The organism is Streptomyces sp. NBC_00576, assembly GCF_036345175.1.
Taxonomy (GTDB): Bacteria; Actinomycetota; Actinomycetes; order Streptomycetales; family Streptomycetaceae; genus Streptomyces.
Window position 1 is genome coordinate 8,846,157 of sequence record NZ_CP107780.1, and the last position, 18,143, is coordinate 8,864,299.

Annotated in this window: 15 protein-coding genes and 1 pseudogene; 11 read left to right on the forward strand and 5 right to left on the reverse strand. The window is 69.1% G+C overall.

Annotated elements, in window-relative coordinates; translation table 11 throughout:
* The first annotated feature begins 29 nt into the window (after window positions 1-29).
* From OG734_RS38565 to OG734_RS38595, 7 genes are all read left to right on the forward strand, one after another.
* Window positions 30-1,136 (forward strand): LLM class flavin-dependent oxidoreductase, encoded by a 1,107-nt coding sequence (locus OG734_RS38565; RefSeq protein WP_330292053.1) that lies wholly within the window; start codon window positions 30-32, stop codon window positions 1,134-1,136.
* Between the two features lie 280 nt (window positions 1,137-1,416).
* The gene (locus OG734_RS38570) at window positions 1,417-2,199 is read left to right on the forward strand and encodes a DUF1684 domain-containing protein (protein WP_330292054.1); all 783 of its coding nucleotides are present in this window, start codon (window positions 1,417-1,419) and stop codon (window positions 2,197-2,199) included.
* A 220-nt stretch (window positions 2,200-2,419) separates the two neighbouring features.
* A complete protein-coding gene (locus tag OG734_RS38575; RefSeq protein WP_330292055.1) occupies window positions 2,420-3,328 on the forward strand; it encodes a S1 family peptidase in 909 nt (302 codons plus the stop codon).
* Between the two features lie 189 nt (window positions 3,329-3,517).
* On the forward strand, window positions 3,518-4,462 hold the full coding sequence (locus OG734_RS38580) for a slipin family protein (protein WP_330292056.1): 945 nt from the start codon (window positions 3,518-3,520) through the stop codon (window positions 4,460-4,462).
* A 246-nt stretch (window positions 4,463-4,708) separates the two neighbouring features.
* Window positions 4,709-5,788 (forward strand): S1 family peptidase, encoded by a 1,080-nt coding sequence (locus OG734_RS38585; RefSeq protein ID WP_330292057.1) that lies wholly within the window; start codon window positions 4,709-4,711, stop codon window positions 5,786-5,788.
* Between the two features lie 302 nt (window positions 5,789-6,090).
* The gene (locus tag OG734_RS38590; protein ID WP_330292058.1) at window positions 6,091-9,546 is read left to right on the forward strand and encodes a DNA polymerase III subunit alpha; all 3,456 of its coding nucleotides are present in this window, start codon (window positions 6,091-6,093) and stop codon (window positions 9,544-9,546) included.
* Window positions 9,543-10,523: a DNA polymerase Y family protein gene (locus OG734_RS38595; protein ID WP_330292059.1), complete on the forward strand. Its 981-nt coding sequence runs from the start codon at window positions 9,543-9,545 to the stop codon at window positions 10,521-10,523. Before OG734_RS38590 ends, OG734_RS38595 begins: the two co-directional genes overlap by 4 nt.
* Before the next feature lie 302 nt (window positions 10,524-10,825).
* Here OG734_RS38595 and OG734_RS38600 read toward each other — a convergent pair whose 3' ends face one another.
* From OG734_RS38600 to OG734_RS38620, 5 genes and pseudogenes are all read right to left on the reverse strand, one after another.
* Window positions 10,826-12,124, reverse strand: a complete 1,299-nt coding sequence (locus tag OG734_RS38600) for a diaminopimelate decarboxylase (RefSeq protein WP_330292060.1) — start codon at window positions 12,122-12,124, stop codon at window positions 10,826-10,828.
* 205 nt (window positions 12,125-12,329) lie between these two features.
* Window positions 12,330-12,584, reverse strand: a complete 255-nt coding sequence (locus OG734_RS38605; RefSeq protein WP_330292061.1) for a helix-turn-helix domain-containing protein — start codon at window positions 12,582-12,584, stop codon at window positions 12,330-12,332.
* The gene (locus OG734_RS38610; protein ID WP_443064992.1) at window positions 12,575-12,988 is read right to left on the reverse strand and encodes an NADPH-dependent F420 reductase; all 414 of its coding nucleotides are present in this window, start codon (window positions 12,986-12,988) and stop codon (window positions 12,575-12,577) included. Before OG734_RS38610 ends, OG734_RS38605 begins: the two co-directional genes overlap by 10 nt.
* Window positions 12,989-13,130: 142 nt before the next feature.
* A complete protein-coding gene (locus OG734_RS38615) occupies window positions 13,131-13,574 on the reverse strand; it encodes an SRPBCC domain-containing protein (RefSeq protein ID WP_330292062.1) in 444 nt (147 codons plus the stop codon).
* A gap of 5 nt (window positions 13,575-13,579) precedes the next feature.
* Window positions 13,580-13,690: pseudogene (locus tag OG734_RS38620) on the reverse strand (zinc-binding dehydrogenase); the annotation flags it as partial.
* Between the two features lie 332 nt (window positions 13,691-14,022).
* On the opposite strand from OG734_RS38620, the gene OG734_RS38625 reads away from it, so the two are divergent.
* The 4 genes from OG734_RS38625 (at window position 14,023) to OG734_RS38640 (ending at window position 18,113) form a co-directional block, all read left to right on the forward strand.
* Window positions 14,023-14,868, forward strand: a complete 846-nt coding sequence (locus tag OG734_RS38625; RefSeq protein WP_330292063.1) for an SDR family NAD(P)-dependent oxidoreductase — start codon at window positions 14,023-14,025, stop codon at window positions 14,866-14,868.
* Window positions 14,869-14,935: 67 nt separating this feature from the next.
* The gene (locus OG734_RS38630) at window positions 14,936-15,793 is read left to right on the forward strand and encodes an isocitrate lyase/PEP mutase family protein (RefSeq protein WP_330292064.1); all 858 of its coding nucleotides are present in this window, start codon (window positions 14,936-14,938) and stop codon (window positions 15,791-15,793) included.
* An 85-nt stretch (window positions 15,794-15,878) separates the two neighbouring features.
* Window positions 15,879-17,195 carry an amidohydrolase family protein gene (locus OG734_RS38635; RefSeq protein WP_330292065.1) on the forward strand — a complete coding sequence of 439 codons (1,317 nt, stop codon included), beginning with the start codon at window positions 15,879-15,881 and terminating at the stop codon, window positions 17,193-17,195.
* A gap of 66 nt (window positions 17,196-17,261) precedes the next feature.
* Entirely contained in the window at window positions 17,262-18,113 is an 852-nt protein-coding gene (locus OG734_RS38640) for an amidohydrolase family protein (protein WP_330292066.1), read from the forward strand.
* Window positions 18,114-18,143: the final 30 nt, after the last annotated feature.

Sequence of the window (18,143 nt, forward strand, 5' to 3'; positions counted from 1 at the left end):
TGTGACGCACCGACGAAAGGTTCATCCTCATGACCTCAACGCACGGCCGGGGGCTGCTGCACCTGGCCGCCGCCGTCGACCAGCCCGCGGCAGGCCAACAGGCCCTGTTCGACGCCGACTTGTACGTCGAGTCGGCGCGGCTCGCCGAGAGCGGCGGGCTCGACTTCGTGACGCTCGGCGACTCCTTCGCGCGGCCCGGACCGGACGCGCTCGGAGTTCTCGCCCGGGTCGCGCCCACCACCGCGAGGATCGGTCTGGTGCCCACCGTGACCGTCACGCGCACCGAGCCCTTCTGCGCCCAGGCGGCGGTGGCGACCCTCGACTGGGTCAGCGGCGGCCGGGCCGGCTGGCAGCTCGACGTGCCGGCGACCGAGGCCGATGCCCGGCACTTCGGCCGCCGTCGCGCCGCACGGGGCGACGAGCGGTGGCGGAAGGCCGGTGAAGTCGCCGACGCGGCAGCCCGGTTGTGGGACAACCGGGAGGACGACGCGGAGACACGGGAGCTGGCGACCGGCCGCTTCGTCGACCGGGACGAGCCGGACCACGTCGACTTCGAGGGCGCCACCTTCTCCGTCAGGGGCCCGTCCATCGGGCCGCGCCCACCCCAGGGCCACCCTGTCCGCGTCGTCGACGCCACCGAGGGACAGTCCCGGCAGACCGCGGCCCGGTACGCCGACGTGGCGCTAGTCCGGGCCGTGAGTGCCGCGCAGGCGGGTGCCGTACGGGACGAACTGCGGGTTGCAGCGAAGGACTTGGGGCGTGATCCGGACGGGCTGCGGGTCCTCGCGAGCCTGGTCGTCGATCTGGGCGGCGGTGAGCACGCGGCCGAGCCGGGGCACGGGGGCGGTGGTCCCCGGCCGAGCGTGCACGGCCCGCTGTACCGGGGCGGGCCCGTCGACCTCGCCGAACTGATCACGGCCTGGCACACGTCCGGTGTCGTCGACGGCTTCCATCTCGTCCCCGCCGAGCCGCGCCGCGACCTGGAGCGGCTCGTCAACGGAACGGTGGCGCTGCTCCAGCACCGGAGCCTGTTCCGCACCTTCTACCCCGGCCGCACTCTCAGGGAGCACCTGGGGCTGGCCCGGCCCGCCAACCACTGCGCCGGGCCGGTCAGGGCCACCGGGGGTGCGGCTTGACCGTACGGACGCCGAGGCGCGGGCGGATGCGCCTCGCGGCGTACTCTCCGGGCGTCGACAGCACCACCGTATGGGCCGAACCGGGTGCAGGGTCGCAGATCGAGTTCTCCACCTCGCGCTCGCACCTCGGGTTGAGCGAACCCGTATGGACGGGCTGGCTGAGCGCTGCCCTCGTAAAGATGACATACAGGTTGTGTACGGCCGCGCACAGGACGCGTGGTCCGGGCGTGTGCCGAAGGCGGCGCACGGATTGATTTCAGGGAGTGGCTGGAATGAGTTCATGACGGCGGACGTGTCCGAGGCGTGGCAGGAGTGGCACGATCGGCGCATTGAGACGGTGTCGGCGCCCTACGGGCCCCTCGCACTCGTCGGTACGCACTGGATAGAGGACTTTCCGGACGGTCGACTTCCGGCCGTCCCCGGCCGCTGGACGGCCGACGGTGACGGGATAGTCCTGGACGCCGGGGCCGCGGACGGGCTGACGCTCGACGGTGAGCCCTTCGCCGGGGAGGTCAGGCTGACCGCCGACCCCGGTCCGGCGGGCGCGGCCCGGGTCGGCCTGGGCGAGCGACGCCTGGTCGTACTGGTGCGCGAGGGCAGCTGGGGTGTGCGCGACTTCGACCCAGCCGTCGAGGCGCGTACGGCGTTCAAGGGCGTCGAGGTCACCCCGTACGACCCGCGCTGGTCGGTACCCGGCCGGTTCACGCCGTACGACGGGCGGCGCACCGTGCGGGTCGCGAACGCGGACGGGCGGGAGCGCGGGCTCGGGCTCGGCGGTGAACTGTCGTTCCCGCTGGACGGGCAGGAACAGACGCTGCGGGTGACGGTCGAGGAGGACGGCACTCTGTGGGCCGTCTTCGCCGACTCGACCAGCGGCGACGGCAGTTACCGCTTCCGGTTCCTGCGCCCCGCCGCCCCGGACGCCGAGGGGCGCACGACGGTGGACTTCAATCGGTCCCTGCTTCCACCGTGCGCGTTCGCCGACCATTTCGTCTGCCCCTTTCCCCCGCCGGGCAATACGCTGGGCGTCGCGATAGCCGCAGGCGAGCGCGATCTTCGCTAGAACACCGAATCCCTTGATCAACCCCTGTGAGCCGTACGGGGGTTGAACAACGTGAGGCCGAAAGGCGCCCTTGCGTCGGCCGGTCGAACAGCCGAATACTCCCACCCAGCGCTTGTCAGGGTCACAGCATGTCCGGAATCCGGACAGAGTCGTCCCTGACTGCGCCTCACGGGCCCCGACCCCACGCGGGCCCCCGACTTCCCATGTGGAGGAACGACAAGTGAGGATCAAGCGCACCACCCCCCGCAGTGGCATTACGAGACGGACCCGGCTGATTGCCGTCAGCACCGGACTCGTGGCCGCGGCCGCCGTCGCGATCCCCAACGCGACCGCCGCCGACGTCACCACCTTCAGCACCGCCCAGCTCGCCCAGACGAGCAGCGCGGTGCTCAAGGCCGATATCCCGGGCACCGCCTGGGCCGTCGACGCCAAGACGAATCGCGTTGTCGTCACCGTCGACAGCACGGTCTCCAAGGTGGAGATCGCGAAGATCAAGCGGCAGGCGGGTACCACCGCCGACGCCATCACCATCAAGAAGACCCCGGGCAAGTTCAGCAAACTGATCTCCGGCGGCGACGCAATCTATGCGAGTAGCTGGCGCTGCTCCCTGGGCTTCAACGTCCGCAGCGGTTCCACCTACTACTTCCTGACCGCCGGTCACTGCACCGACGGCGCGGGCAACTGGTGGTCCAACTCCGGTCGTACGACACTGCTCGGCGCGACCTCGGGCTCCAGCTTCCCGACGAACGACTACGGCATCGTCAAGTACGCGAGCAGCTACCCCACGAGCTCGATCTCGGGCACCGTCGGCAGCGTCGACATCACCAGCGCCGCCACCCCGTCCGTGAACACCACGGTCTACCGCCGCGGTTCCACCACCGGCACGCACAGCGGTCGGGTCACCGCACTGAACACGACCGTCAACTACGGCGGCGGCGATGTCGTCTACGGCATGATCCAGACCACGGTCTGCGCCGAGCCCGGCGACTCCGGCGGCCCGCTCTACTCCAACGGCGGCGTCGCCTATGGTCTGACCTCTGGCGGCAGCGGCAACTGCTCCTCCGGTGGCACGACCTTCTTCCAGCCGGTCACGGAAGCCCTGAGCGCCTACGGCGTCAGCGTCTTCTAGGGCCTGCCCTACGGCACCATCGTTTTCCGCACGGCCTGACCTGCAGCCGGCAGCAGCAGGAGAGCCCCCGTACGCAACTCGCGTGCGGGGGCTCGCTCTTGTCCGCCCGTCGGAGTTACCTTCGAAGTACAGGAAAGAAGTACAGGAAGTCTCCCCTGCATACGCCCACTTCGGACCCTGGGGGCCGGCATGGTCGAGGAGCTGGTGACGGCGGGAGTCGCTGTCGCGTCCGCCGGAGCGCTGTACGTGGCGGCTGCGGCGCGGGTCGTCAAACAGTACGAGCGGGGTGTGGTGTTCCGCCTCGGGCGGCTCACGTCGAGTGTGCGCGGGCCCGGGTTCACCGTGATCGTGCCCTTCGTGGACAAGCTCCGCAAAGTCAACATGCAGATCGTGACGATGCCCGTGCCCGCGCAGGAGGGCATCACCCGGGACAACGTCACGGTCCGGGTCGACGCGGTCGTCTACTTCAAGGTCGTCGACGCGGCCGAGGCGGTCGTCCAGGTCGAGGACTACCGGTTCGCGGTCTCGCAGATGGCGCAGACCTCGCTGCGTTCGATCATCGGCAAGAGTGACCTGGACGATCTGCTGTCCAACCGGGAGAAGCTCAACCAGGGCCTGGAGCTGATGATCGACAGCCCGGCCATGGGCTGGGGTGTGCAGATCGACCGGGTCGAGATCAAGGACGTGTCCCTGCCGGAGACCATGAAGCGATCGATGGCCCGGCAGGCCGAGGCGGACCGGGAGCGCCGGGCCCGGGTCATCAACGCGGACGCCGAGTTGCAGGCCTCGAAGAAACTGGCGGAGGCCGCCGGCGTGATGTCCGAGCAGCCCGCCGCCCTCCAACTCCGGCTGCTCCAGACGGTGGTGGCGGTCGCGGCCGAGAAGAACTCGACGCTCGTCCTGCCCTTCCCGGTGGAACTGCTCCGTTTCCTGGAGCGGGCGCAGCAGCCGGCTGGGCAGTCGGCCGGGCCGCCGGTCGCGCCCTCGGCAGGACCGGCGCAGCCGGAGATCGGCGAGCGATCCGAGCGGCCCGAGGGGCTCGAGCGATCTGAGCAATCCGTGCAGGAGCAACTGCCGTCGGCTGCGTCCCTGTTGGAATTGAATCCCCAAGAGGCGAATTCGAGACAGGACTAGACCTCACGGTCCGCCCACTGGTTACTCACTCGTAGTGTTTGCAGTGCGAATACATGTGGAGCGAGTGTGAGATGACCGTGGACAGTCAAGGTGGGTCTGCGGGTGGGGGCGCGCGCCCGTTTATCTACGCGCGTCCTGAAGTCGACCTTGTGTGCTCCCCGGGCGTCTCGGAATAGTGGGTGCCGTTCCACCGGCGACGGAGGTCCCCACAACCTCCGGCCGAACCCCCCCACAGGAGGACGTAAGTTGAAGCACCGACGCATATCAGGGCGCCGTGTCACCGTGGCAGGAGCGGGCATCGTCGCGCTCGTCGCCGCGGGAGTGACCTTCCAGAGTGCGAACGCGAGTGAGGTCGCCAAGACCGCGGAACCCAAGGCCCTTTCGGTCCTGGCGGCCGGAAAGATCGCCTCGACGCTCGACAGGGACCTCGGCGCCGACGTCGCGGGAACGTACTACGACGCGAAGGCAAAGAATCTCGTCGTCAACGTGCTCGACGAAGCGGCGGCCAAGGCCGTCGAGTCGGCCGGCGCCCGGGCTCGGCTCGTCGAGAACTCCGTCGCCGAACTCGACAGCGCCCGTACGACCCTGAAGCAGGACGCGACCATCCCCGGCACCTCGTGGGCGGTCGACCCGACGGCCAACAAGGTCGTCGTCACCGCCGACCGCACGGTCTCCTCGGCCGAGTGGACCAAGCTCACCAAGGTCGTCGACGGACTCGGCGGCACGGCCGAACTCCAGCGCACGAAGGGGGAGTTCAGGACCTTCGTGGCCGGCGGCGACGCGATCACCGGCAGCGGTGGCCGCTGCTCGCTCGGCTTCAACGTCGTCAAGGGCGGCGAGCCGTACTTCCTGACCGCCGGGCACTGCACCGAGGCGATCTCGACGTGGTCGGACTCGTCCGGCGTGATCGGCGAGAACGAGTCGTCCAGCTTCCCCGGCAACGACTACGGCCTGGTCAAGTACACGGCCGACGTCGCCCACCCGAGCCAGGTCAACCTCTACAACGGCAGCTCCCAGCGGATCACCGGCGCGGCCTCGGCCACCGTCGGCCAGTCGGTGACCCGCAGCGGTTCCACGACCCAGGTGCACTCCGGCACGGTCACCGGTCTGAACGCGACCGTGAACTACGGCAACGGCGACATCGTCAACGGGCTCATCCAGACCGACGTCTGCGCCGAGCCCGGTGACAGTGGAGGCTCGCTGTTCTCGGGCAGCAGTGCGATCGGCCTCACCTCCGGCGGCAGCGGCGACTGCAGCTCGGGCGGGGAGACCTTCTTCCAGCCGGTCACGGAGGCGCTGTCGGCCACCGGTACGCAGATCGGCTGAGGTCTTTCCCGCACGCACCATTCCTTCCCCGGGCTGATCGGTCCGGGACGGTCCCGCCCCTGGTTCCCGGGGGCGGGATTTCGTCATTGAGCGAGGCGGTTCGGCGAGGCCGTACACAGGGGCCGTGGCGGCGTCTGCGGCATTTGAGCGCCCGCAGTCGCCCTTGATCAGGTCGCTGACCGGGGCTGATGGGGCTAGAGTGAATGAATCAATCGAACGGAAGTGCGAATCAAGTATCGGTCGATCATCGAACTGGTGATCGATTGTATGGCCGAAAAGGGGTGGCGTGATGGAGGTGCGGCATGACGGGCTTCGCTCATCTGCACGTCGCGTCCGGTTACTCCGTCCGCTACGGCGCCGCCCACCCCGAGCAGCTCGCCCGGCGGGCCGCCGAGCGCGGTATGGGGATGCTGGCCCTCACCGACCGGGACACGGTCACCGGCGCCGTACGGTTCGCCCGGGCCTGTGCGAAGGAAGGGGTCCGGCCGGTCTTCGGCGTCGACCTGGCGGTGGCCGCCCTCGCGCCGCCGCCCCCGGACCGGCGGCGCCGTACCCCGGTGCGCGGCGGCGCCCATGTGATCGAGCCGCCGCTGCGGTTCACGCTGCTCGCACAGGACCGGGCGGGATGGGCACGGCTGTGCCGGATCACCTCGGCCGCGCATGTCGGTACGGCGTCCGGCGCGGCGCCGGTGGTGGTGCCGTGGGAGGCGCTGCGTGAGTACGGCGGTCCCGGTCTGACCGTGCTGCTCGGGCCGCTCTCGGAACCGGTGCGGGCGCTGTCGGTGGGCCGGGAGGATGTCGCGGTGCGGTTGCTGGCGCCGTGGAAGGAGGTCTTCGGGAGTGGGGTCCGGTTGGAAGCTGTTGCGCAGAAACGTTTCGGCGTTGGTCCCGGGTCTCTGCGTCTCGCCGCCCGCACCCTCGCCCTGGCCGATCGCACCCGTACCCCCGCCGTCCTCACCAACGCCGTCCGCTATGCCGACCCCGGCCAGCACCGCCTCGCCGACGTCCTGGACGCCGCCCGGCTGCTGAGGCCCATCGACGGGCGCCGCCTCGATACCGGACAGCGCTGGCTCAAGGATGAGAGAGGAATGGCGGCCGTCGCGCGGATGGTGGGCGAGTGTGCCGGAGCGGACGTTCAAAGGGCCCGCCGTCTGATGGCGGACACCATGGATACAGCGGCGGCGTGCATCGTCGACCCTGCGTCGGACCTCGGGCTCGGTGCCCGGCACTTCCCGGAGCCGTCGCTCTTTGGTGCCGAGCCTCGATCCGGCGGAGCCGCACAGTTGCTGCGCCGGCAGTGCGAGGAGGGCCTGGCCCGGCGTGGCCTCGACCATGACCGCGATGCGCTCGAACGGCTGGCCGAAGAGCTCAAAGTAATTTCCGCGCTGGACTATGCCTCGTACTTCCTCGCTGTCGGCCAGGTCGTGGCCGACATCCGGGCCAAGGGCATCCGGGTCGCGGCGCGCGGCTCGGGCGCCGGTTCGATGGTCTGCCACGTCTTGGGCATCGCCACCGCGAACCCGCTCGACCACCGTCTTCTGTTCGAACGTTTCCTCAGTGTGCGCCGGGCCTCGCTGCCCGACATCGACATCGACGTGGAGTCCGCCCGGCGCCTGGAGTGCTACGACGCGATCTTCGAACGGTTCGGCAAGGAACGGGTCGCGGTCACCGCGATGCCCGAGACCTACCGCGCCCGCCGCGCCCTGCGGGACACCGGCCTCGCCCTCGGCATCGCGCCCGCAGACGTCGACCGGATCGCCAAGAGCTTCCCGCACCTGCGCGCCTCCGACATCACCGGCGCCCTCGCCGAACTGCCCGAACTGCGCCAGCTGGCGGCCGAGGCACACCGGTTCGGGCCGCTATGGGAGCTCGCCGAGGGCCTTGACTCGCTGGTCCACGGCATGGCCATGCACCCCTGCGGAGTGGTCATCAGCGACGCGACCCTCCTGGACCGGCTGCCGGTGCAGCCCACTCCGCAGGGCGACTACCCCATGGCCATGGCGGCGAAGGAGGAGATCGAGGCGCTGGGCAACATCAAACTCGACGTCCTGGGCGTACGGATGCAGTCCGCGATGGCCCACGCCGTCACCGAGATCGAACGCACCACCGGCAACCACATCGACCTCGACGACCCGAAGCAGGTGCCGCTCGACGACGTCTTCGCCTTCAAGCTCATCCAGGAGAGCCAGACCCTGGGCCTGTTCCAGCTCGAGTCGCCCGGCCAGCAAGATTTGCTGTCCCGGTTGCAGCCCCGCGATCCGCAGGACGTCATCGCCGACATCAGCCTCTTCCGCCCGGGACCGGTCGCCGGCGGCATGCCCGAGCGGTACATCGCCGCACGTCATGGGGGCACACCGGCGTACGCCCACCCGGATCTGGAACCGGTGCTCGCCGACACCTACGGCGTGACCATCTGGCACGAGCAGATCATCGAGACCTTCGCCGTGATGACCGGCTGCGACTACGCGCTGGCGGAGATCGCCCGGCGGGCGCTCGGGGACAAGGGCAGACTGCCCGGGATCAAGGACTGGTTCCATCGCCGAGCGCGAGCCCGCGGCTACAGTGCGACCGTGCGGGACGAGGTCTGGAGGACCATCGAGGCCTTCGGCGCCTACGGTTTCTGCCGGGCCCACGCGGTCGCCTTCGCCGTACCCGCACTGCAGAGCGCCTGGCTCAAGGCGCACTACCCGGCGTTCCTGCTGGCCGGCCTGCTCGAACACGACCCCGGTATGTGGCCCAAGCGCGTCCTCGTCGCCGACGCCCGCCGGCGCGATGTCCCCGTCCTGCCCGTCGACATCAACCGCTCCCAGGTGAAGCACACGGTGGAGAAGACGGAAGGAGAGCAGTGGGGCGTACGCCTCGCTCTCTCCGCAGTGCACGGGATCAGCGAGGACGAGTGCGCCCGGTTCGAGGAGGGCCAACCGTACAGATCGCTGTCGGACTTTTGGCAGCGGGGCCACCCCAGCAGACCGACCGCCGAACGCCTCGCCGAGATCGGCGCCCTGACCTGTCTCCACGACGGGCGCCTCACGCGACGCGACCTGCTCCTGCAGATCGCCGAACTCCACCGGGCCTCCCGCACCCGGTCCGCAGGCAAGGGTCAACTGCCCATCGAAACGGGTGCGGTCGGGGGAGCGGAGCCGAGCGGTCTGCCGGAGATGACCGGGCGCGAAGCCCTCAGCGCCGAGTTGAGCACTCTCGGTATCGATGTCTCCCGACACCTGATGGAGCACCACCACCGGCTGCTGCGGGAGATCGGCGCGACCGACGCGGCCCATCTGGCCGGGTTGCGCGCCGGTCAGCAGGTGCTGGTCGCGGGTGTGCGGGCCTCGACCCAGACCCCGCCGATCGCCAGCGGCAAGCGGGTCATCTTCGTGACGCTCGAGGACGGCTCCGGTCTGGTCGACCTGGCCTTCTTCGAGGATTCGCATCCGGCGTGCGCGTACACCGTCTTCCACAGCGGCCTGCTCCTTGTCCGCGGCACGGTCCAGGTGCGCGGCACCCGTCGTACCGTCGTCGGCTCCATGGCCTGGGACCTCGACGAGATCGCCGCCGCCCGCCGCGACAACGGCCCCCAGGCCGCCCTCGCCCTCCTCGGCGAGAGCCGTCCGCGCTCGACGCCCGCTCAGCCGCAGCGGACCCTGGCCAACGGCAGCACCGGCGCTCGCCTGCACCCGTACGCCGACCTTCAGCCCGCCGGCACCCGCTCGGCCGACCTGAAGAAGTTCGGCTACACCAGTCCGGGGAGCGCGGGATGACCACGCGTCAGCGGCACATTGCCCACCTCCATCTGCACGCTGCGCTGAGTGAGGCTCAGTACGACGACGTAATCAAACTGATGTCTGGTATTACGCCGCACGTCCAGGCAGTACCGCCCAACGCCGTCCAGCTTGACCTGACTTCAGCGCTCAGGTACTTCGACCTGTCTCCCTACGACGTGGTCCAGTTGGCGAACATGAGGCTGAAGCTCTTCTACGACATCGACAGCAGCGCCGGGCTCGCGAACAACCGCATGCTGGCTGCCATGGCGGCCGACGCGTCCGCGCCGGGCGACACCACCTGGGTCCCCGACGGGCAGGCCGCCGCCTGGCTGCACCCCCGCCCGGTCACCGCACTGCCAGGGATCGGCCGAGCCACAGCGGACACACTCAACAGATACGGACTGCACGCCATCGGCCAGATCACTGACTTGCCTTCGGCAACCCTGCAGCGGCTCCTCGGCGCAGGCCAGGCACGGCTGTTGGCAGAGCGCGCCCGCGGCCACGACCCCCGTCCGGTCGTCCCTGCGGAACCGGCAGCGCACCTGATCGCCGACCTCGTGCTGGAGCGGGACTGCCTCGACCCCGCAGAGCACCATCGCGCGGTGCTGGGACTTGCCGACCAGATCGGTCAACGCCTGCGCGGCGAAAGCCGGATCGCGAGCCGACTCACCCTCACGGTGCGGTACGCCGACCGCAGCTCCACCACGCGTACCAGCACCCTGCCGGAAACCGCCAATCACTCGCCCGCCCTCGCCACGGCTGCGCTGAGCCTGCTGGCCGGTCTCGGGTTGCAGCGAGCGAGAGTGCGCGCCTTCGTGATCCGCGCAGACAACCTGCTACCGACCGACAGGGCCTACCGCCAGCTCTCCTTGGACCCCGGCGATGCCCGCGCCCGCGCGGCTGAAGCCGCTGCAGACCGCGCCCGTCGACGCTTCGGGCCGGAGGCTGTGCGTCCAGCCGCTCTGGCGAACTGACCGCTTGTGCCGAGAGGGACTGGCTCCTGGCGAAGGAGGCCGCCGCGTTGGGGCGCCGGCCTTGGAACTGCTCGGCTGCGCGAAGGGAATGGTGCTCAGGCCATACGGAGGGCCTGTCGCTGTGTGAGCAGGAGGCTCTGTTGCAGCCGAGTAGGGGTGAGGTAGCGGCCGTCGTGGGTTTCGGCGGCCGATATGGGTCCCGGTGAGGGGGCAACGAGTCGTCGGTCAAGGCGGATTGTGCTTCGAGGGCGTCGCGATGGTGCGCAGTTGACGGGCATGGGTGGACAGATTGATGCCATGCGTCACGCAGAGTTGCCGAGGAGGTCGTCGATGGTTTGGGCGGAGCGGAGGAGTTCGAATCGGAGGTCTCCGTCGGGACCGGTGCGGACGCCGTGGACGGCGGGTTCGGGCAGGGTGTTGAAGTGGAACGGGGCGGAGAAGCAGTAGGCGCCGGTGTCGAGGAGTGCCACGATGTCGCCCGGCGCGAGTGCGGGCAGGGGGCGGGCTCGGGCGATCAGGTCGCCGGCGAAGCAGAGCGGGCCTGCGATGTCCTGGGCCACGAGTGGTCCGGTCTTGTTGGCGCCGGTGGGGTGGTGTGCGCTGACGCGCAGGGGCCAGGATTCGGGCTGGAACACGGTGCGTGCGGCGACCTGGGCGCCGGCATGGGTGATCGCGATCTGGCGTTGCCCGGACGTCTTGGTGTACTCGACGTAGGCGGCGGTGAATCCGTTCTTGGAGAGCAGGGAGTGGCCGAACTCGGTGACGATCCGGTACTCACCGGTGAACAGGGCCGGTGCGTGGGCGCGCAGGCGGGCCACGTAGGTGTCGAAGCCGGGGGCTGTGTTGTCGCTGTCGAAGTCGACCGGAAGCCCGCCGCCGATGTCGATGCCGACGATCTGCCGCCGGCCGAGGTCGGCGTTGACCTTCTCTGCGAACGCGACGGTCTTCGCGATGCCCTGGGCGATCAGGTCGAGCGGGCATCCCTGAGAGCCGACGTGGGCGTGGACCCAGGTCAACCAGGGACGATCCCGGTACGCCCGCAGCAGCCGCTCCATGTTGCCGTCGTCCTCCAGCGCGATGCCGAACTTGGAGGTCGCGGTGGCGGTGCTGCTCCCGGCGATCGAGCCGGCGCCGACCTGAGGGTTGATGCGTACGCCGATCTGCGAGGTCGACGAACGGGTGGCGAGGATGTCGTCGATGCGGTCCAACTCCTGGAAGTTGTCCGCGTTCACCGTGACCCCGAGTTCCAGGGCCTGGCGGAGTTCGGCGCGGGTCTTTGCCGGTGAGTCGAAGACGATTTGTTCCGGTGTGAAGCCGGCGGCCAGGGCCTGGGCGAGTTCCCCGGCGCTGGCTACTTCGCAGCCCATGCCGAGCCTGCGAAGCTCCTTCAGCAAGGGCACGAGGGGGTTCGCCTTCGCCGCGAACGCGTGCAGCACGGGGACCGAGTCCGGGAAGGCTCGCTGTAGCGCGGAGATGGTGTCGGTGACGCCATCGAGGTCGACGAACGCCGCCAGCAGCGCGTCGTCGGGGTGGATGAGCCGCTGCCGTACCGCGGCTGTGAGGATGCGTTCTCGTCGCTGTGCTGCCTGGGAGCCGGTCACCTTGCACCTTCCGGGTCGATGTGATGGCCCGGGCACTCCAGGCTCACAGATCCGAGACTGCCGTGCCGGTGAGGCCGCGTCTTCGTCCAGGCGCCCGGACTTCATGGTGACGAGAGAGGCCCGGGGACAAGGCGCGGCAGGCGACCGGTGCGTTGTTGTGCCGGGGTACGAAGCCGGCCCGGTGCGGCGGTGCGCGGCGACAAACTCAGCGGTCGTCGGAGGTGTGGTGACTCATGAGGCGTAGCTGCAGTTGGGCCAGGAGCCGGGCATCGGGATCGTCCAGTTCGATACCGCACACCTCGCGCACGCGCCGGATCCGATAGCGGAAGGTGTTGGGGTGCACGCCGAGCGCCCGTGATGCCGCGGGTACGTCCGAGAAATGGTCGAGATAGGCGCGCAGCGTGTCGACCAGGGCACCGCCGTGCTCGGCGTCGTACGCCGCCAGACGCGTCAGCTCCACTGGCAGCGGCAGCTCGCGCAGCGTGTCAACGATTTCCGGGCTCCCGGCACGTACCGCTGGAACAGCTCTCCTGCGGTCAGGCTGCCCGTCTCCAGTTCGGCGATGACGCCGTCCCGGAGTCGGTAGTAGTTGTTCGTGTCGATGACGGTCTTCCCGGCGAGGGCGTCCACGGGCAGATGGGGCACGGCGCTGAAGGGGACGGAGACGACCGTCCAGTCGCCGGCCTCCGCGGCCTCCGCCGGAGTGGCCGCGCGTGCCCGGGGGCCGAGGTGGTCGGTGAGGCCTCGCAGGGTCTGGGGGCCGCGCGAGTTGCTGAGCACCACGTCGAGCCCCGCGTTGACGGCCAGGCGTGCGACCGCGCCGCCGATGTTGCCGCTGCCGATGATGCCGAGCGTGTGGTTCATTGCATTTCCTTGCGGTGATGGGGGGGCTGTGTCTTTTGGGTGCGCCGGTTGCCCGCGGGCCGCGACCCGCGGGCAACCGGCGCGCAGGCTTGTTGTGGCGCGCCGATGGGGTGTTCGAGAGTGTGAGGGCTGCGCGGGGGCGTCAGTGCCCGGAAAGGAGCCGTTCTTTCAGGGCCCTGCCGTAGCTCGCGTAGTTCTCTTCCAGCTGGGATCGGGCGGCCTCTATGGTCTCCGCGGCGGCTGTGCCGGTGAACTCCTCGGATTCCGTGAAGCGTGTTCCGCCGTCGCGTGGTTCGAGGACGAAGGAGTGCTGTCCCGTGAGGACGTCGGGAATGCCGCCTTCCCAGACAAACCGTCGCGGCGCCTCGAGGTGGAGGACCGTGAAACTGTATTCCCCGTCGGTCTCGGTCCCCTGCGCCACCTGGGCCCGCAGCTGGGTTCCGGGAAGGATTTCGGTGGGGACATCGATGAAGCTCAGCGCGGGGTGCCACTGCGCGTATGCGGCGAAGTCGGTCAGTTCCTTCCACACGTCTTCGACGGGAGAGGCGATGTCGGTAACTGCGGTGATGACCGGATTGTTATCCATGTTTGTCATGCTTCCTTACGGTTTTCGAGGATGATCTTGCCGCGGGTGTGGCCGCCGGCCAGCTGCTGCTGGGCCTGCGCTGCCTGGTCGAGGGGGAAGGTCCGGTCGACGTGGACGGTGAAACGACCGCACCATCTGAACGATCACTCAACGCCACGATCCGTTACTGGCAAAGATTCAGTCCATGGTAAAGGGGAAGAGCGCCAGTGGGGCTCGATCGAGACTTCGATTCGAGCGGAAAAAGAGTCGATGAAATTGTTCATGACTCTACGGTATGCAGCCCGCGAGTAGGCCCTCAATCACTTACCCGGGTGCCAATTGCAATATTCTCCGACCTGCGATCCAGGTGGCCTGAACACCAGCATAAGTGACACCCAAGAAGACGGGTGCGTCATTGTTTCCTCCCGTGCATGCTGGATTACGTAGCCAGAAAGTTCGAGGAGGAGAAATGGCGAAGGCGCCGCGCATCGCACTGGTCACCGGAGCGACTCAGGGACTCGGTCTCGCGCTGGTCGAGGGCCTGGCACGACAACTGGACGAGGGCGACGTGGTGTACGCCACGGGCAGGGACGGCAAGCGGCTGAAAGAGATCACCGCCGAACTCGCGGGCACTGGTCCCGCCGAGGTCCGGAGCGAACTGTTCGACGTCTCCGACCCCGAGCGCGCACAGCACCTGGCCGACACCCTTGCCGAACGCCACGGTGGAGTCGACATCGTCTTCAACAACGCCGTGATGGGTGTCACCCCCGGCGACGACCCGCGCGCCATCGCCGATGCATACACCCAGGTCAACAACTTCGGCACCACACGTGTGCTGCGTGCCTTCGGACCGCTGTTGCGGGACGGGGGACGCCTGATCGTCGTTGCGAGCACACAGGGCACCCTGTCGTATCTCGCGCCGGTCCTGCACAGCAGGTTCGACAACCTCGCGACGTTGGACGACGTGGACTCCGCGGTCGCGGGCTGGCGGGATGCAGTGCAGGACGGCAGCGCCTCCGGTGGAGCATGGCCGGCTTTCATCAACATCCCCTCCAAGGTCGGCCAGGTGGCCGCCTTACGCACTCTGGCCGCCCAGCGCCGGGAGGACGATCTGGCCCGGGACGTGCTGATCGCATCCGTGTGCCCGGGAATGATGAACACCCGTATTTCGCAGGTGTGGTGGGACGTCAGCGACGCCCCCACCCCGGACCAGGCCGCCGTGGCCCTGCTCGAACTGGTCAAGCAGCCGGTGCGGCCCGAACAGTACGGCGAGCTGGTGCGCGACGGCCAGGTGATCCCCTGGCGCCCCGCCTGACACCTCCCGCGGCCATAGCTGCCTCCCTGCCATGTCCGCACCGACACTCCGCACGAAGGGAAGCATCATGGCGACCACGCTCAAGCAAGCGATCGAGGCCAACAAGCCCCTGGCCGTTCCCAGCGTCTACGACGGAATCTCCGCCCTGCTCATCCGCGAACTGGGTTTTGAGGCGGCCTATCTCGGCAGCTACGCCACCGGCGCCACCATGTACGGCTTGCCCGACATCGGCTACATCGGCCTGGAGGACATGGCCGACCAGGTGCGCCGGCTCGCGCCGATCGTGGACGTGCCGATCATCGTCGACGGTGAAGGCGGCTGGGGAAATCCCCTGCACGCCGCCCACGCGGTACGGGTACTGGAGCGGGCCGGCGCGGCCGGCACCCACATCGACGACCACATCTTCGGCAAGCACATGAAGGCACCCGTGGACCTGGAAACCACACAGCGGACGGCGGACAAGATCAAGGCCTCGGTGGACGCCCGAAGCAGCGAGGACTTCATGGTCATCGGGCGGACCGACGCCTCCAAGCCCGGCGCCTCCGCTGACGTCCAGCTCGCCGCCGTCGAGCGCATGCTCGCCTATCAGGAGGCGGGCGCGGACGGGGTATTCATCGCCGGGATCCTGGACGAGGAGCGCTGGGCTCTGCTGAAGGCCGAGGCCAGGGTGCCCGTCTTCACCGTGGACTTCCCCGGACGCTCCGCAGCCGAGGTCGGCTCCTGGGGAGCGGACGTCGTCCTGTACAGGGCGCTCGGCCCCCTGGCCGCAGCGCACGCCCTGCGCACGGCCTTCCAGACGCTGATCCGCGAGGGATCCACCACGAGCATCGAGTCGGAGCTGGACACCATGCCCGACTTCGACAAGTTCCTCGGCGTCGAACAGGCCCGTGACGACGCCCGCGCCTACGGCCTGCTCGACGACTGAACGGTCCCCAGACCGGCCGACTTGCGAGGACGATCTCGCCCCGGCTCCGCACCTCTTCCGGCGCCAGATGCAGATGGGTCGAACCATGCCTTCTCCAGCCAGCATTACCTACTTTCACGGCGCCCGCCTCATCACCGGCGACGGCCAGACCGTGATCACGGACGGCGGGATCGTCGTCGACGACGGTGTCATCGTCGACATCGGCCCGCAGGAATTTCTCCACGTGCCGGAGAACGCAGCCCGCGTCGACCTGACCGGCAAGACGGTCATGCCGGCGATCATCAATCCGCACGGGCACATCGGCTACCTGCGCGACGCGACCGTCTCCAAGGAGAACTACTCCCGGGAGAACGTGCTGGACCACCTGCACCGACTCGCCTACTACGGCGTCAGCGTCTTCCAGTCGCTGGGGACCGACCGCGACGACGTGGAGATCAACCTCCGCAACGCGCAGCGTTCCGGTGAACTCGACGATCCTGAACTGCCCCTGCTGTTCACGGCAGGGACGGGGCTCGTCGCACCGACTCCGAGCGAGATCAACGGCGGCCCGTACTTCGCCACCGACGTCGTCCACGAGGTCGCGACCGCCGAGGAGGCCCGCGCCACCGTCCGCCAACTCGCCCGCAAGCAGCCCGACGCCATCAAGTTCTGGGTGGACGACCGCTGGGGCACCCGCAACAAGCTGACGCCCGAGGTGTACACCGCGATCATCGAGGAGGCTCACCACCTCGGCTACCCCGCCATCGCCCACATCTTCGAGCTGGCAGACGCCAAGGGTGTCCTGCGAGCAGGCGCGAACGGCATCGCCCACATGGTCCGCGACCCGGGACCCGACGCGGAGCTGATCGAGCTGCTCCAGCGGGACGACGTCTTCGCCTTCACCTCCATGGGCATCCAGCGCACCGCCTACGACACCAGCGGCTGGCTGGAGGAACCCGCACTGACGGACACCGTGTCCGTCAAGGCCCGCAAGGAGGTGGGCGAGCACCTCGCCTCGCTCACCCCCGAGGCAGTGCAGAAGGGCATGGCGGGCTACGCGGTCCTGGAGAACAGCCTGCGCGCCTACGTCGAGGGAGGCGTCCGCGTCCTCCTCTCGGCCGACACCGGCGCGCGCACCCAGTTCTTCGGCATCGCCGAGCACCGGGAGATCGAGTCGATGGTCCGGGCCGGTATGCCGGTACTGCAGGCGATCCGCTCCTCGAGCCAGCTGCCGGCCGAGGTCCTCGGGCTCACCGACCGCGGCACCCTCGAGGCGGGCAAGCGGGCCGACCTCCTCGTCCTGGACGCCAACCCGCTGGACGCCATCGCCAACACCCGCCGCATCTCCGCCGTCTACTTCGCCGGTCACGCCATCGACCGGGAGGGGCTGCGCGCGCGCTGGGCGGCGGAGACCACCGCCTGAGCGTTCGCTTCCCGCACCCTCACGGCCGAGCCATCTCGCACGAAACATCGAAAGGAACGTCTCCTCATGGACATCGTCGACTCGCAGATCCACCTCCACATCACCCTGAACGCCGAGGAAACCCTGGCGTCCATGAACTCCCTCGGCATCCAGGCAGCCGTGATCGACGAGTTCTGGGGCTTCGAGGAGACCGGGCGCGTCAACCCGGGCATCCTGTTGCCGGAGCACCAGGCCTTCCGCGCCACGGCCCCCGGCGCCGAGCTGGCGTCCATCCGCAACCCGGAGCGCTTCTCCTACCTGCTGCGCATCCACCACCGCGACCCGCAGCTCGCCGCCGGCGTCAAGGCGGTCGCCGACGCCCCGCACGCCCGGGCGGTGCGGATCGTCGCCCGGATGGAAGAAGACGTCAAGGAGCTGGCGGCCGGTGCCTACGCACCCGTCTTCGACGCCGCCGCCGACAGCGGCCTGCCGGTCTTCACGATGGTTCCGCGCGTCGCCCCTCTCCTGCGGCCCTACGCGCAGGCCCACCCGGACATCCCGATCATCGTCGACCACGTCGGGATGCCGGAGGACGACACCGAGTTCGAGGACGTGCTGCGGCTGGCCGACCTGCCGAACGTCGCCATCAAGTGGGGTCATGGCCCCGAGCTGTTCCACGCCGCCGAGTACCCCTTCGAGCCGGCCATCGACAAGCTGCTGCGCGTCCTCGACGCCTTCGGCCGTGAGCGGGTGATGTGGGCAAGCGACTACAGCGCGATCAGCGGTGACCACCGCTGGGCTGACGAGCTCTTCAGCATCCGCGAGAGCACCCGCCTCTCTCTCCAGGACAAGGAATGGATCCTCGGCCGGACGGTGCGCACGGTCCTCAACTGGCCGAGCCCCGCCGAGCTGTACACCCCGCCGAAGATCCGCCACTGAGCACACGGCCGCCACAGGCCCGTTCCCGGG

What these genes read in the sequence shown, in the direction of transcription:
- OG734_RS38635 (WP_330292065.1), top strand. Translation starts at nt 15,879, where the DNA reads ATGCCTTCTCCAGCCAGCATTACCTACTTTCACGGCGCCCGCCTCATC.
- OG734_RS38570 (WP_330292054.1), top strand. Translation starts at nt 1,417, where the DNA reads ATGACGGCGGACGTGTCCGAGGCGTGGCAGGAGTGGCACGATCGGCGC.
- OG734_RS38630 (WP_330292064.1), top strand. Translation starts at nt 14,936, where the DNA reads ATGGCGACCACGCTCAAGCAAGCGATCGAGGCCAACAAGCCCCTGGCC.
- OG734_RS38615 (WP_330292062.1), bottom strand. Translation starts at nt 13,574, where the DNA reads ATGGATAACAATCCGGTCATCACCGCAGTTACCGACATCGCCTCTCCC.
- OG734_RS38590 (WP_330292058.1), top strand. Translation starts at nt 6,091, where the DNA reads ATGACGGGCTTCGCTCATCTGCACGTCGCGTCCGGTTACTCCGTCCGC.
- OG734_RS38565 (WP_330292053.1), top strand. Translation starts at nt 30, where the DNA reads ATGACCTCAACGCACGGCCGGGGGCTGCTGCACCTGGCCGCCGCCGTC.
- OG734_RS38625 (WP_330292063.1), top strand. Translation starts at nt 14,023, where the DNA reads ATGGCGAAGGCGCCGCGCATCGCACTGGTCACCGGAGCGACTCAGGGA.
- OG734_RS38595 (WP_330292059.1), top strand. Translation starts at nt 9,543, where the DNA reads ATGACCACGCGTCAGCGGCACATTGCCCACCTCCATCTGCACGCTGCG.
- OG734_RS38640 (WP_330292066.1), top strand. Translation starts at nt 17,262, where the DNA reads ATGGACATCGTCGACTCGCAGATCCACCTCCACATCACCCTGAACGCC.
- OG734_RS38580 (WP_330292056.1), top strand. Translation starts at nt 3,518, where the DNA reads ATGGTCGAGGAGCTGGTGACGGCGGGAGTCGCTGTCGCGTCCGCCGGA.
- OG734_RS38610 (WP_443064992.1), bottom strand. Translation starts at nt 12,988, where the DNA reads ATGAACCACACGCTCGGCATCATCGGCAGCGGCAACATCGGCGGCGCG.